General features: G+C 71.2%; 10 protein-coding genes and 1 tRNA gene. 6 read left to right on the forward strand and 5 right to left on the reverse strand.

The genetic code is table 11. From position 1 onward, the window contains the following. Position 1 precedes the first annotated feature (1 nt). From ABZ135_RS05070 to ABZ135_RS05080, 3 genes are read left to right on the forward strand one after another with little or no spacing between them, the layout of a single operon-like run. Positions 2-1,771 (forward strand): branched-chain amino acid ABC transporter permease, encoded by a 1,770-nt coding sequence (locus ABZ135_RS05070; RefSeq protein WP_356691919.1) that lies wholly within the window; start codon positions 2-4, stop codon positions 1,769-1,771. Between the two features lie 5 nt (positions 1,772-1,776). Then, positions 1,777-2,775, forward strand: a complete 999-nt coding sequence (locus ABZ135_RS05075) for an ABC transporter ATP-binding protein (RefSeq protein ID WP_356691881.1) — start codon at positions 1,777-1,779, stop codon at positions 2,773-2,775. Continuing rightward, on the forward strand, positions 2,772-3,488 hold the full coding sequence (locus ABZ135_RS05080; RefSeq protein WP_356691883.1) for an ABC transporter ATP-binding protein: 717 nt from the start codon (positions 2,772-2,774) through the stop codon (positions 3,486-3,488). The genes ABZ135_RS05075 and ABZ135_RS05080 overlap by 4 nt, the downstream gene beginning before the upstream one ends. Positions 3,489-3,566: 78 nt before the next feature. Here ABZ135_RS05080 and ABZ135_RS05085 read toward each other — a convergent pair whose 3' ends face one another. Then, the gene (locus ABZ135_RS05085; RefSeq protein ID WP_356691885.1) at positions 3,567-4,235 is read right to left on the reverse strand and encodes a response regulator; all 669 of its coding nucleotides are present in this window, start codon (positions 4,233-4,235) and stop codon (positions 3,567-3,569) included. Between the two features lie 99 nt (positions 4,236-4,334). On the opposite strand from ABZ135_RS05085, the gene ABZ135_RS05090 reads away from it, so the two are divergent. Next, positions 4,335-4,407: transfer RNA gene (locus ABZ135_RS05090), tRNA-Leu, on the forward strand. Between the two features lie 109 nt (positions 4,408-4,516). Then, positions 4,517-5,299, forward strand: a complete 783-nt coding sequence (locus ABZ135_RS05095; protein WP_356691887.1) for a helix-turn-helix domain-containing protein — start codon at positions 4,517-4,519, stop codon at positions 5,297-5,299. Between the two features lie 9 nt (positions 5,300-5,308). On the opposite strand, the gene pyk is transcribed toward ABZ135_RS05095, so the two are convergent. Beyond that, on the reverse strand, positions 5,309-6,739 hold the full coding sequence (gene pyk / locus ABZ135_RS05100) for a pyruvate kinase (RefSeq protein WP_356691889.1): 1,431 nt from the start codon (positions 6,737-6,739) through the stop codon (positions 5,309-5,311). 146 nt (positions 6,740-6,885) lie between these two features. Then, positions 6,886-7,563 carry an SIMPL domain-containing protein gene (locus ABZ135_RS05105; protein WP_356691891.1) on the reverse strand — a complete coding sequence of 226 codons (678 nt, stop codon included), beginning with the start codon at positions 7,561-7,563 and terminating at the stop codon, positions 6,886-6,888. Between the two features lie 112 nt (positions 7,564-7,675). On the opposite strand from ABZ135_RS05105, the gene ABZ135_RS05110 reads away from it, so the two are divergent. Next, positions 7,676-9,481: a 5'-nucleotidase C-terminal domain-containing protein gene (locus tag ABZ135_RS05110; RefSeq protein WP_356691893.1), complete on the forward strand. Its 1,806-nt coding sequence runs from the start codon at positions 7,676-7,678 to the stop codon at positions 9,479-9,481. Between the two features lie 83 nt (positions 9,482-9,564). Here the strand turns inward: ABZ135_RS05110 and ABZ135_RS05115 are convergent, their stop codons facing one another. Both ABZ135_RS05115 and ABZ135_RS05120 read right to left on the reverse strand, forming a co-directional pair. Continuing rightward, positions 9,565-10,998, reverse strand: a complete 1,434-nt coding sequence (locus ABZ135_RS05115) for a SidA/IucD/PvdA family monooxygenase (protein WP_356691895.1) — start codon at positions 10,996-10,998, stop codon at positions 9,565-9,567. Beyond that, positions 10,995-12,365, reverse strand: a complete 1,371-nt coding sequence (locus ABZ135_RS05120) for an aminotransferase class V-fold PLP-dependent enzyme (protein ID WP_356691897.1) — start codon at positions 12,363-12,365, stop codon at positions 10,995-10,997. The genes ABZ135_RS05115 and ABZ135_RS05120 overlap by 4 nt, the downstream gene beginning before the upstream one ends. Positions 12,366-12,744: the final 379 nt, after the last annotated feature.

Raw genomic sequence — 12,744 nt, forward strand, 5'->3', positions numbered from 1 at the left:
CATGACCGACAACCTCACCAAGACCCCGGCCGCCGCCAAGCCGGCGGGCCTGCTCTGGACGATCGTCGCCGGCTCCGCCGCGGCCGCCGCCAGCACCTTCCTCGCCTGGACCTGGACCACCCTCTTCCCGGGCAACCTCACGGTCTACGGCTACCCCGCCCCGCTCCAGATGCTCACGCTCGTCGGAGCCGTGCTCACCGGCGCCCTCGCGCTCTCCGCACTCGGGATCAAGGGCCTCGGCTGGCTCACCCCGACCGGCGCCCGCCGGCCGCTGTGGATCATGGCCCTGGGCACCTTCGCCACCACCCTGTTCACCGCACTCTCGATCATCGTCGAGCTGGGCGCCCTGGTGGACCTGGAGCCCGGTGCCGGCATCGCCGTACTCGCCGCCGCCGTCCCGGCCGTCGCCGCGTACAAGCTGCCCGACGACACCCGCAAGGCGGCCCCCGCCAAGGAGCTGTCCTCCTGGGCCGAGATCCTCATCATCGTCGCCGTCTTCGCCCTCGGCCTCTACGTGGTCACCTTCGGCATCGACACCGAGGACTCCGAGCCGCAGCTCTTCATCGCGTACCTGATCCTGGTCGGCTTCTCCGCCACCGCGCTCATCAAGTCCGGCCTCAGCGCCCGACTCGCACGGATCACCGCCCGCAACCGCCAGGTCACGGTCACCGCGAGCCTCTTCGCCGCCATCGCCTTCCCCTTCATCCAGCAGAGCGGCGACACGTACACCCTCATCGCGGTCAACATCCTCATCTTCGCGACCGTCGCCCTCGGCCTGAACATCGTCGTCGGCCTCGCCGGCCTGCTCGACCTCGGCTACGTCGCCTTCCTCGGCGTCGGCGCCTACACCGCCGCCCTGGTCTCCGGCGCCACCTCCTCGGCCTTCGACATCCAGTTCCCCTTCTGGGCAGCGGCCCTCACGGGCATGGCCGCCTCGCTGGTCTTCGGCGTCGTCATCGGCGCCCCGACCCTGCGCCTGCGCGGCGACTACCTCGCCATCGTGACCCTCGGCTTCGGAGAGATCTTCCGCATCGCCATGGGCAACCTCGACGGCACCTCCGGCCCGCAGATCACCAACGGCCCCAACGGCATCCCGAACATCCCGCAGCTCGAGTTCTTCGGCTTCAACTTCGGCGAGTCCCACACCGTCCTCGGGGTCGAACTCGGCGCCTACGCCAACTACTACCTGCTCATGATCCTGGTCATGGCGCTGGTCGTCATCGTCTTCGCCCGCGCCGGCAACAGCCGCATCGGCCGCGCCTGGGTCGCGATCCGCGAGGACGAGACCGCCGCCACCGCCATGGGCATCAACGGCTTCCGCGTGAAGCTCGTCGCCTTCGCCCTCGGCGCCGCCCTGGCCGGCCTCGCGGGCACGGTGCAGGCGCACGTCAACACCACGGTGGTCCCGGAGAACTACGTGTTCGCCGGCCCCGTCCCGCCCAACTCCGCCTTCCTGCTCGCGGCCGTCATCCTCGGCGGCATGGGCACGATCAGCGGCCCCATCGTCGGCTCCGCGCTGCTCTTCCTCATCCCCGCCAAGCTGCAGTTCCTCCAGGACTACCAGCTCCTCGGCTTCGGCATCGCCCTCATCCTGCTGATGCGCTTCCGCCCCGAGGGCCTCATCGCCAACAAGCGGGCGCAACTGGAATTCCACGAGAACGACGAACAGCCCGACGTACCGGAACAGCGCCAGTCCGCGGAAGCGACAGCGGAAGCAGACGCGGAAGCGGACGCGCGGCCGGACGCCGGTACGGCCAAGGCAGGGGCGTGAGAGCCATGACGACCACCACCACGGACACCACCACGGGCACCGCCACGGCGGCCACCGTCCTGGACGCGAGCGGGGTGACCATGCGCTTCGGCGGTCTGACCGCCGTCCGCGGAGTCGACCTCACCGTCCGCGAGGGCGAGATCGTCGGCCTGATCGGCCCCAACGGCGCCGGCAAGACCACCTTCTTCAACTGCCTGACCGGTCTGTACGTCCCGACCGAGGGCCAGGTCAGCTACAAGGGCACGGTGCTGCCGCCCAAGCCGCACCTGGTCACCCAGGCCGGCATCGCCCGCACCTTCCAGAACATCCGCCTCTTCTCCAACATGACGGTCCTGGAGAACGTCCTCGTCGGACGGCACACCCGGACCAAGGAGGGCCTCTGGTCCGCGCTGCTGCGCGGCCCCGGCTTCAAGAAGGCGGAGGCCGCCTCCCGCGAACGCGCCATGGAACTCCTGGAGTTCGTCGGCCTCGCCGACAAGGCCGAGTACCTGGCGCGCAACCTGCCGTACGGCGAGCAGCGCAAGCTGGAGATCGCCCGCGCGCTCGCCAGCGACCCCGGTCTGCTGCTGCTCGACGAGCCCACGGCCGGCATGAACCAGAGCGAGACCCGCACCACCGAGGAACTGGTCTTCGCGATCCGCGACCGCGGCATCGCGGTCCTGGTCATCGAGCACGACATGAAGTTCATCTTCAAGCTGTGCGACCGGGTGGCCGTCCTCGTCCAGGGCGAGAAGCTCGTCGAGGGCACCGCCGAGGTCGTCCAGGGCGACGAGCGCGTCGTGGCCGCCTACCTGGGCACGCCCTTCGAGGGCGCGCCCGGCGCGGAGGAGGTCGCCGAGGTCGAGGCCGCGGAGGCCCACGCCGAGGCGGAGACCGCCGAGACCGAGGCGGAGGCGGAGGCGGAGACCGAAGCCGAGACCGAGGCTCCGGCCGACGCCGACGACGCCGACGAGGCGGCTCCGGCCGCCGACGCGGACAGCACCACCGAAGGAGACTCCAAGTGACCGCACTTCTGGAGGTCGAGGACCTCAGGGTCGCCTACGGCAAGATCGAGGCCGTCAAGGGCATCTCCTTCTCCGTCGAGGCGGGCCAGGTCGTCGCCCTGATCGGCACCAACGGCGCCGGCAAGACCACGACCCTGCGGACCCTCTCGGGCCTGCTCAAGCCCACCGCCGGCAAGATCGTCTTCGACGGCCAGGTGCTCAACGGCATCCCGGCCCACAAGGTGGTCTCCCTGGGCCTCGCCCACTCCCCCGAGGGCCGGCACATCTTCCCCCGGCTCACCATCGCCGAGAACCTCCAGCTCGGCGCCTTCCTGCGCAGCGACAAGGACGGCATCGAGCGGGACATCCAGCGGGCCTACGACCTCTTCCCGATCCTGGGCGAGCGTCGCAAGCAGGCCGCGGGCACCCTCTCCGGCGGTGAGCAGCAGATGCTGGCGATGGGCAGGGCACTGATGTCCCAGCCCAAGCTGCTGATGCTGGACGAGCCCTCGATGGGCCTCTCCCCGATCATGATGCAGAAGATCATGGAGACCATCGCCACGCTGAAGTCCGAGGGCATGACGATCCTGCTCATCGAGCAGAACGCGCAGGCCGCGCTGTCGCTCGCGGACCAGGCGTACGTGCTCGAGGTGGGCAAGATCAAGCTGTCCGGCACGGGTCAGGAACTGCTCCACAACGACGACGTGCGCAAGACGTACCTCGGCGAGGAGTAACCCCTCCCCTCCTCATACGGAAGGCCCGCCCCACGATGACGTGAGGCGGGCCTTCTCCGTGCCGTCCGCAGGGGCGGGCTACTGCTCCTTGGCCTTGGCGGCCTTCTTCTCCTCGGCGTCCTCGATGACCGCCTCGGCGACCTGCTGCATCGACATGCGGCGGTCCATGGAGGTCTTCTGGATCCAGCGGAACGCGGCGGGCTCGGTCAGCCCGTACTGCGTCTGGAGGATCGACTTGGCGCGGTCGACGAGCTTGCGGGTCTCCAGGCGCTGGGTGAGGTCGGCGACCTCGTTCTCCAGGGCGCGCAGCTCGGCGAAGCGGGAGACGGCCATCTCGATGGCCGGCACGACGTCGCTCTTGCTGAACGGCTTCACCAGATACGCCATGGCACCGGCGTCCCGGGCGCGCTCGACGAGCTCGCGCTGCGAGAAGGCGGTGAGCATGAGGACCGGGGCGATGGACTCGCCGGCGATCTTCTCGGCCGCCGAGATGCCGTCGAGGACGGGCATCTTCACGTCCAGGATCACCAGGTCCGGCTTGTGCTCCCGGGCCAGCTCGACGGCCGTGGCCCCGTCGCCGGCCTCGCCGACGACGGTGTAGCCCTCCTCCTCCAGCATCTCTTTGAGATCGAGACGGATGAGGGCCTCGTCCTCGGCGATGACGACGCGGGTCGTCAGCGGCGGGACGTGGGACGCGGTGGCGGCGTCGTCGTCTGCGGCGGGCTGGGGCGACTCGGGGGCGGTCACGCGGGCTCCTCGTTATCGGGCAGGTACTGCTACCTGAGCCTACCTAGGTCCTGTATGTTTGAGACACAGCAGGTTGCCACTGACCTTCGTTTCGAAGGAGCCCCGGTAGCCCAGCGGAAGAGGCAGTGGTCTCAAACACCATACAGCGTGGGTTCGAATCCCACCCGGGGCACTTCACCTTAGTTTCCAAGGTCACGATTCGTTGATCGGTCGTCACTCGAACGCGTGAACTACCGCGATCCGTGCCCCGCCGCAGGGGTGGGCGAGCCAGGCTCGATCGCATGTACGACCTCGGGACCCGCAAGCGGGCGCTGGCTCTCGTCGCCCAGGGCCGCAGCCTCAACTCCGTCAGCAAGCAGTTGAACATCTCGCGTCATGCGATACGCGCGTGGCAGGCGCAGCTCGAGCCGAAGCCGCGCGTCTCCGCCCAGACCGCGCCGTGCCCGCGATGCCGGCCGGTGCCGGGCCTCCCCGTCGCCACGGCCGCGTACGCCTACCTCCTCGGTCTCTACCTCGGCGACGGCTGCATCAGCGACCACCCCCGAGGCGGGCACCTTCTCCGCATCGCCTGCGCCGATGCCTGGCCAGGGCTGATCGACGCGTGCCGAGAGGCGGTTCTGGCCGTACGCCCCGAAGGAAGCGTCTGCATCCTCAAGAAGCAGGGGTGTGTCGCCGTCACCAGCTACGGCCGGCACTGGAAATGCCTCTTCCCGCAACACGGGCCGGGAAAGAAGCACGAGCGGCGCATCGTCCTCGAAGCCTGGCAGCAGGAGATCGTCGACGCCCACCCTTGGGACTTCATCCGCGGTCTCGTCCACTCCGACGGGTGTCGGATCACCAACTGGACCACCCGCCTCGTCGGCGGGGAGCGCAAGCGCTACGAGTATCCCCGGTACTTCTTCACCAACACGTCGGACGACATCCGGCGGCTCTACACCGACACCCTCGACACGCTGGGTGTCGAGTGGACGGCGCTCACCCGGGGCGGCGATCCGTTCAACGTGTCCGTGGCCCGCAGAGCCTCCGTCGCTCTGATGGACGCCCACGTCGGCCCCAAGTACTGACGCCGTCCGTCAGCCCGTCACCGGGTCTCCGATGTGGTGCACCCGGACCATGTTCGTGGAGCCCGCCACGCCGGGCGGGGAGCCGGCGGTGATGACGACGGTGTCGCCCTTCCGGCAGCGGCCGATGCGGAGGAGTTCCTCGTCGACCTGGGCGACCATCGCGTCGGTCGAGTCGACGTGCGGGCCGAGGAAGGTCTCGACGCCCCAGGTGAGGTTGAGCTGGGAGCGGGTGGCCGGGTCGGGGGTGAAGGCGAGGAGGGGGATCGGGGAGCGGTAGCGGGAGAGGCGCTTGACGGTGTCGCCGGACTGGGTGAAGGCGACCAGGAACTTGGCGCCGAGGAAGTCGCCGATCTCGGCGGCGGCGCGGGCGACGGCGCCGCCCTGGGTGCGGGGCTTGTTCCGCTCGGTCAGGGGCGGGAGGCCCTTGGCGAGGATGTCCTCCTCGGCGGCTTCGACGATCCGGCTCATGGTGCGCACGGTCTCGATCGGGTATTTGCCGACGCTGGTCTCGCCGGAGAGCATGACGGCGTCGGTGCCGTCGATGACGGCGTTGGCGACGTCGGACGCCTCGGCGCGGGTGGGGCGGGAGTTGTCGATCATCGAGTCGAGCATCTGGGTGGCGACGATGACCGGCTTGGCGTTGCGCTTGGCGAGCTTGACGGCTCGCTTCTGGACGATGGGGACCTGTTCCAGGGGCATTTCGACGCCGAGGTCGCCGCGGGCGACCATGATGCCGTCGAAGGCGGCGACGATGTCGTCGATGTTGTCGACGGCCTGCGGCTTCTCGATCTTGGCGATGACGGGGACGCGGCGGCCCTCCTCGTCCATGATGCGGTGGACGTCCTCGACGTCGCGGCCGCTGCGGACGAAGGAGAGGGCGATGACGTCGGTGCCGGTGCGCAGGGCCCAGCGGAGGTCGTCGACGTCCTTCTCGGAGAGGGCGGGGACGGAGACGGCGACGCCGGGGAGGTTGAGGCCCTTGTTGTCGGAGACGATGCCGCCTTCGACGACGCGGGTGTGGACGCGGGGGCCGTCGACGGAGGTGACCTCCAGGGTGACGCGGCCGTCGTCGACGAGGATGCGCTCGCCGGGGGTGACGTCGTCGGCGAGGCCGGCGTAGGTGGTGCCGCAGTGGTGGCGGTCGCCCTCGGTCGGTTCGGTGGTGATGGTGAACTCGTCGCCGCGTTCAAGGAGTACGGGGCCTTCGCGGAACCGGCCGAGGCGGATCTTCGGGCCTTGAAGGTCGGCGAGGACGCAGACGCTGCGGCCGGTCTCGTCGGCGGCCTTGCGGACGTGCCGGTAGCGCTCCTCGTGGTCGGCGTAGCCGCCGTGGCTGAGGTTGAGGCGGGCCACGTCCATTCCGGCCTCGATCAACGCCTTGATCTGGTCGTATGTTTCGGTGGCGGGCCCAAGGGTACAAACGATTTTTGCTCGGCGCATGAGGCGAGCCTAGGGCTTACCGACCGGTAGCGAAGGGGTCGGGCATGTCGACTCAACAACCTTTCGGTGAAAGGTTGTTGACAAGTCTTGAATCTGTGCGGCGGGCTGCTCCGATGAGCGGTTTACGGGGTCGGGGCCCGGGTGTCTCACAGTGCGGGCGGGCTCATGACGAAGCGTGCGGCGACCTCCGCGGTGACGGTCTGTCGCTGCGGTTCCAGGTCGAGCGGTGCGGGCGCGTCGGCGCTCTCGGCCGCGAAGGCCATGCGCATCCCGCCGCCGGCCGGGGCCGGCATGCCGGGGCCGAGGCCCGTGTCGGAGAGTTCGAGCAGGGCCACGAGTGAGGAGCCGAGGGCGTCGGCGTACTCGCGGGCCCGGCGCACCGCCTCCCCCACGGCCTGGCGGCGTGCCTCCGCGTGGGCCGGGGAGTCGGGGCGCAGGGACCACCAGGGGCCGTCGACCCGGGTCCATTCGAGGTCGGCGAGGCGGGTGACCAGTTCGCCGAGGGCGGTGAAGTCGGTCAGTTCGGCGGTCAGGTGCACCCAGCCCTGGTAGCCGCGCACCCGCTCGCCGCGGCCGTGCCGGGCCGGTTCGGGGGTGACGGAGAGGGCGCCGGTCTCCAGGAGGGCGACGGCATCGCCGTAGGACTTGACCAGGGCGATGGCGTCGGCGTTACGGGCCGTCAGGGCGGCCAGGACGTCGGAGCGGTCGGTGCCCCTGGCGCGGACGGAGACGCCGATCCGGGCGCGCTCCGGCTCCACTTCGAGGCGGCCCTCGCCGCGGACCGTCACCTGGGGGGCCTCGGGGGTCGGGGGGTGCTGTGTCATACCGAACACTTTCCCACTCCGTAACCCGAAAGGGCTGTTGCGACCGTGCCGTCTGAGCCAGAATCTACGCGCGTTGTGCGCCATGGCAGCGCTGAACCAAGGGGAGAGACACATGCCGCTGAACCGCCGGGCCTTCCTGGAGGGCTCCGCCGCCGTCGGAGCCGGAGCCGCCCTCACCGCCGGGCTCGCCGCCCCCGCCGAGGCCCGCGAGGCCCACGCGGCCCGCCCCCGGCCGGCCAAGCGGTACTCCTTCACCGTGATGGGCACCACGGACCTGCACGGGAACGTCTTCAACTGGGACTACTTCACCGACAAGGAGTTCGACGACAAGGCGCACAACGACGTCGGCCTCGCCAAGATCTCCACCCTGGTGAAGCAGGTCCGCGCGGAGAAGGGCGCGTGCAACACCCTTCTCATCGACGCCGGTGACACCATCCAGGGCACCCAGTTGTCGTACTACTACGCCAAGGTCGACCCGATCACCCAGGCGGGCGGCCCGGTCCACCCCATGGCGCAGGCCATGAACGCCATCGGCTACGACGCGGCGGCGCTCGGCAACCACGAGTTCAACTACGGCATCCCGGTGCTGCGGAAGTTCCAGGAGCAGTGCGACTTCCCGCTGCTCGGCGCGAACGCGCTGGACGCGAAGACGCTGCGGCCGGCCTTCCCGCCGTACAGCATGCACCGGCTGCGGACCCCGCACGGGCGTGATGTGAAGGTCGCGGTGCTGGGTCTGACCAACCCGGGCATCGCCATCTGGGACAAGGCCAACGTCGGCGGGAAGATGGTCTTCCCCGGCCTGGAGGAGCAGGCCGCGAAGTGGGTGCCGAAGCTGCGGTCCATGGGCGCCGACGTGGTGATCGTCTCCGCGCACTCCGGTTCCAGCGGCACCTCCTCGTACGGTGACCAGCTCCCGTACGTCGAGAACGCGGCCGGGCTCGTGGCCGAGCAGGTGCCCGGCATCGACGCGATCCTCGTCGGGCACGCGCACACCGAGATCCCCGAGTACCGGGTCACCAACAAGGAGACCGGCAAGGACGTCGTGCTGTCCGAGCCGCTCAAGTGGGGTCAGCGGCTGACCCTCTTCGACGTCGACCTGGTGTGGGAGAAGGGCCGCTGGGTGGTCGAGAAGCTGGGCGCGAGCGTCCTCAACTCCAACACGGTCCCGGAGGACCCGGAGATCACCGGGCTGCTCGCCGACGAGCACAAGAAGGTCGTCGCGTACGTCAACCAGGTCATCGGCACCTCCACCGCCGCCATGACCACGGCCGACGCGCCGTGGAAGGACGAGCCGATCATCGACCTGATCAACGTCGTCCAGGCCGAGACGGTGAAGGCGGCCCTGGCCGGCGGCGCCTACGCGGATCTGCCGGTGCTGTCCCAGGCGTCCTGCTTCTCCCGCACGGCCCGCATCCCGGCCGGCCAGGTCACGATCCGGGACGCCGCCGGGCTCTACCCGTTCGAGAACACCCTGGAGGCCCGTCTGATGACGGGCGCCCAGCTCAAGGACTACCTGGAGTACTCGGCGAAGTACTACGTCCGGACGCCGGCGGGCGCGCCCGTCGACACGGCGAAGCTCACCAACGCGGACGGCACCCCGGACTACAACTACGACGCCGTGTCCGGTCTGACCTACGACATCGACATCGCCAAGCCGGTCGGGCAGCGGATCGTGAACCTGTCCTTCGAGGGCAGGCCGCTCGACCCGGCGGCGCGGTTCGTGCTCGCGGTCAACAACTACCGGGCCAGCGGCGGCGGCGCGTTCCCGCACATCGCGGGCGCCCCGCAGCTCTGGGCGAACTCGGAGGAGATCCGCAACACCCTGATCCAGTGGGTGAAGGCGAAGGGGACGGTCGATCCGGCCGCCTTCGCGTCGGTGGACTGGCGGCTGACCCGGGACGGCGTGCCGGTGTTCTGATCCGTCCGGGGTTCCGATCTGTCCGGGGTTCCGATCCGCCCGGGGTTCCGATCCGTCCGGGGTTCCGATCCGCCCCGCCCCCGTCAGATGTTCTGTGTGAGAGGCGTCAGCTTCCGGTCCTGGGCCGGGATGCTCGGCGCCTCTCGCGCGTCCAGGCCGAAGCTGGTGAAGGCGGTGCGGCGGGGCAGCGGGTAGGGCTCCTTGCCGGTCAGGGTGTTGAGGATGACCGCGCTGCGCCAGGCGGCGAGCCCGAGGTCGGGGGCGCCGACGCCGTGGGTGTGCTTCTCGGCGTTCTGGACGTAGACCGAGCCGGTGACCGAGTCGTCGACGACGAGCCGGTAGGCGGCGTCGATCCTGGGACGGCCCGCGGCGTCGTGGCGCAGATACGGGTCGAGGCCGGCCAGCATGCGGTCCACCGGGCGCTCGCGGTAGCCGGTGGCGAGGACCACGGCGTCGGTGGTGAGCCGGGAGCGGGTGTTCTGCTGGATGTGCTCCAGGTGGAGTTCCACCTGGGTGGTGGCGACGCGTCCGGCGGTGCGGACCCGGACGCCGGGGGTGAGGACGGCGTCGGGCCAGCCGCCGTGGAGGGTGCGGCGGTAGAGCTCGTCGTGGATGGCGGCGATGGTGTCGGCGTCGATGCCCTTGTGCAACTGCCATTGGCGGGGCACGAGTTCGCCGCGGACGTGTTCGGGCAGGGCGTGGAAGTAGCGGGTGTAGTCGGGGGTGAAGTGCTCCAGGCCCAGCTTGGAGTACTCCATCGGGGCGAATGCCTCGGTGCGGGTCAGCCAGTGCAGCTTCTCCGCCCCGGCGGGGCGGGCCCGCAGCAGGTCGAGGAAGACCTCGGCGCCGGACTGGCCGGAGCCGATGACGGTGACGTGCCCGGCGGCGAGCAGGGTGTCGCGGTGGGCGAGGTAGTCGGAGGAGTGGATCACGGGGACGCCGGGGGCGTCGGCGAGCGGGCGCAGCGGTTCGGGGACGTACGGTTCGGTGCCGACGCCGAGGACGACGTTGCGGGTGTAGGAGCGGCCCAGGGCCTCGGCCTCTCCGTCGGCGTCGAGCTGGGTGAAGTCGACCTCGAAGAGGCGGCGTTCGGGGTTCCAGCGGACCGAGTCGACCTGGTGGCCGAAGTGGAGTCCGGGGACGAGGCCGCTGACCCAGCGGCAGTAGGCGTCGTACTCGGCGCGCTGGATGTGGAACTTCTCGGCGAAGTAGAAGGGGAAGAGCCGGTCGCGGGTCTTGAGGTAGTTGAGGAAGGTCCAGGGGCTCGCGGGGTCGGCGAGGGTCACCAGGTCGGCGAGGAAGGGGACCTGGAGGGTGGCGCCCTCGATGAGCAGTCCGGGGTGCCAGTGGAAGGCGGGCCGCTGTTCGTAGAAGGCGGTCGCGAGGCCGCCGGGGACGCCGTGGGCGAGGGCGGCGAGGGAGAGGTTGAACGGGCCGATGCCGACGCCCACCAGGTCGTAGGGGCGGTCGGGGTCGGGGTGGGGGGTGCTGGCGGTGCCGCCGGTGCTGCCGGTCATCGGGGGGTGCTGCCTTCCACGAGGGTGATGATCTCTTCGAGGTCGCCGGGGGTGGCGTGGGGGTTGAGCAGGGTCGCCTTGAGCCACAGCCGGCCGTCGGCGCGGGCGCGGCCGAGGACGGCGCGGCCCTCGGTGAGGAGGGTGCGGCGGAGCTCCGCGACGGTGTGGTCGGGGACGTCGTGGGGCCGGAACAGCACGGTGGTGAGGGTGGGCCGGGCGTACAGCGCCAGGCCGGGTGCCTTCTCCACCAGGTCGGCCAGCTCCCGCGCGAGGCGCATGCAGGCGTCGACGAGGGCGCCGAGTCCGGTGCGGCCGAGGGCCCGGAGGGTGACGGCGGTCTTGACGACGTCGGGGCGGCGGGTGGTGCGCAGGGAGCGGCCGAGGAGGTCGGGGAGTCCGGCCTCGGTGTCGTCGTCCGCGTTGAGGTAGTCGGCGGTGTGGGCGAGGAGGGCGAGGTCGGTGGCGTCCCGTACGGCGAGGAGGCCGGCGGCGGCCGGCTGCCAGCCGAGTTTGTGCAGGTCGACGGTGACGGTACGGGCCCGGTCGAGGCCCGCGAGGAGGGGGCGGTGGGTGTCGCTGAACAGGACGGGGCCGCCGTAGGCCGCGTCCACGTGCAGGTCGGCGCCGTGCGCGGCGCACAGGTCGGCGATCTCGGGGAGCGGGTCGATCAGTCCGGCGTCGGTGGTGCCGGCGGTCGCGGCGACGAGGAGGGGGCCGCGGAGGTCGGTGAGGGCCTCGTCGAGGGCGACGGGGTCCATGGTGCCGTTGGGGGCGGGGACGGTGACCGGCTCGGGCAGCCCGAGGAGCCAGGCGGCGCGGCGGAAGGAGTGGTGGGCGCCGGCCCCGACGACGACCCGGGTGTGGCCGTGTCGCTCCCGGGCGAGGAGGAGGGCGAGCTGGTTGGACTCGGTGCCGCCGGTGGTGACGAGGGCGTCGGGGGCGGGCGCGTCGGGGAAGGTCTCGGCGGCGAGGGCGGCCGTGACGAGGGCTTCGAGCGCGGAGGCGGCCGGGGCCTGGTCCCACGAGTCCAGGGAGGGGTTGAGGGCGGAGGCGGCGAGGTCGGCGGCGGCCGCGAGGGCGAGCGGCGGGGTGTGGAGGTGGGCCGCGCACAGGGGATGCGCGGGGTCGGCGGCGCCGGCGGCCAGCGCGTGCACGACGGTGCGCAGGGCCTCCTCGGCGCCGGTGCCGCGCTCGGGCAGCACCCGCCCGAGCGCGTCCCGCACCTGCCGCCCGACGACCTCCGGCCCACCGGCCGGAAGGGGCCCGCCGCGCGCCGCGGCCCCGTCACGCAGGGCCTCGAGGACGGCCGGCAGGAGACCGCGCAGGGCGGTGGGATCGGCGGCGAGGGGCGGGGGTTCGGCACGCATGGACGACAGGGTGCCGGGGTGGGGGTCGGCGTGTCCGGATCCGGCCGCAGCGTGACCCGAACGAGGGACGGGGCCTTGCGCGGGGCGCGGTCGTGGGGTTCGGCGGGCGGGGGCGGCGAGGCGGCGGCCGGGCCGGGTGGTGCGCCACCGTGCGCGGGGGCCAGGTAGTGAGCTGCCGCGCGGGCCGGGTGGTGAGCGGTCGCCTGCGGTCGGGGGCGGTGGCCGCGTGGCGCGCGGACGGGTGGTGAGCCGCCGCACGCGGCCGGACGGGAGGCCCGGGGCACGCGGGGATCCGAGGCACGCGGGCCCGCCGGGGCTAAGTCGTAGTTCCCTCAGCCCTTTAATCTCTCGGCGATCCAATCGCGAGGGCCTTCCAGGG

The organism is Streptomyces sp. NPDC006339 (assembly GCF_040612775.1).
In the GTDB taxonomy this organism is placed as follows: domain Bacteria; phylum Actinomycetota; class Actinomycetes; order Streptomycetales; family Streptomycetaceae; genus Streptomyces.

What these genes read in the sequence shown, in the direction of transcription:
- ABZ135_RS05115 (WP_356691895.1), bottom strand. Translation starts at nt 10,998, where the DNA reads ATGACCGGCAGCACCGGCGGCACCGCCAGCACCCCCCACCCCGACCCC.
- ABZ135_RS05110 (WP_356691893.1), top strand. Translation starts at nt 7,676, where the DNA reads ATGCCGCTGAACCGCCGGGCCTTCCTGGAGGGCTCCGCCGCCGTCGGA.
- ABZ135_RS05070 (WP_356691919.1), top strand. Translation starts at nt 2, where the DNA reads ATGACCGACAACCTCACCAAGACCCCGGCCGCCGCCAAGCCGGCGGGC.
- ABZ135_RS05120 (WP_356691897.1), bottom strand. Translation starts at nt 12,365, where the DNA reads ATGCGTGCCGAACCCCCGCCCCTCGCCGCCGATCCCACCGCCCTGCGC.
- ABZ135_RS05075 (WP_356691881.1), top strand. Translation starts at nt 1,777, where the DNA reads ATGACGACCACCACCACGGACACCACCACGGGCACCGCCACGGCGGCC.
- ABZ135_RS05095 (WP_356691887.1), top strand. Translation starts at nt 4,517, where the DNA reads ATGTACGACCTCGGGACCCGCAAGCGGGCGCTGGCTCTCGTCGCCCAG.
- ABZ135_RS05105 (WP_356691891.1), bottom strand. Translation starts at nt 7,563, where the DNA reads ATGACACAGCACCCCCCGACCCCCGAGGCCCCCCAGGTGACGGTCCGC.
- pyk (WP_356691889.1), bottom strand. Translation starts at nt 6,739, where the DNA reads ATGCGCCGAGCAAAAATCGTTTGTACCCTTGGGCCCGCCACCGAAACA.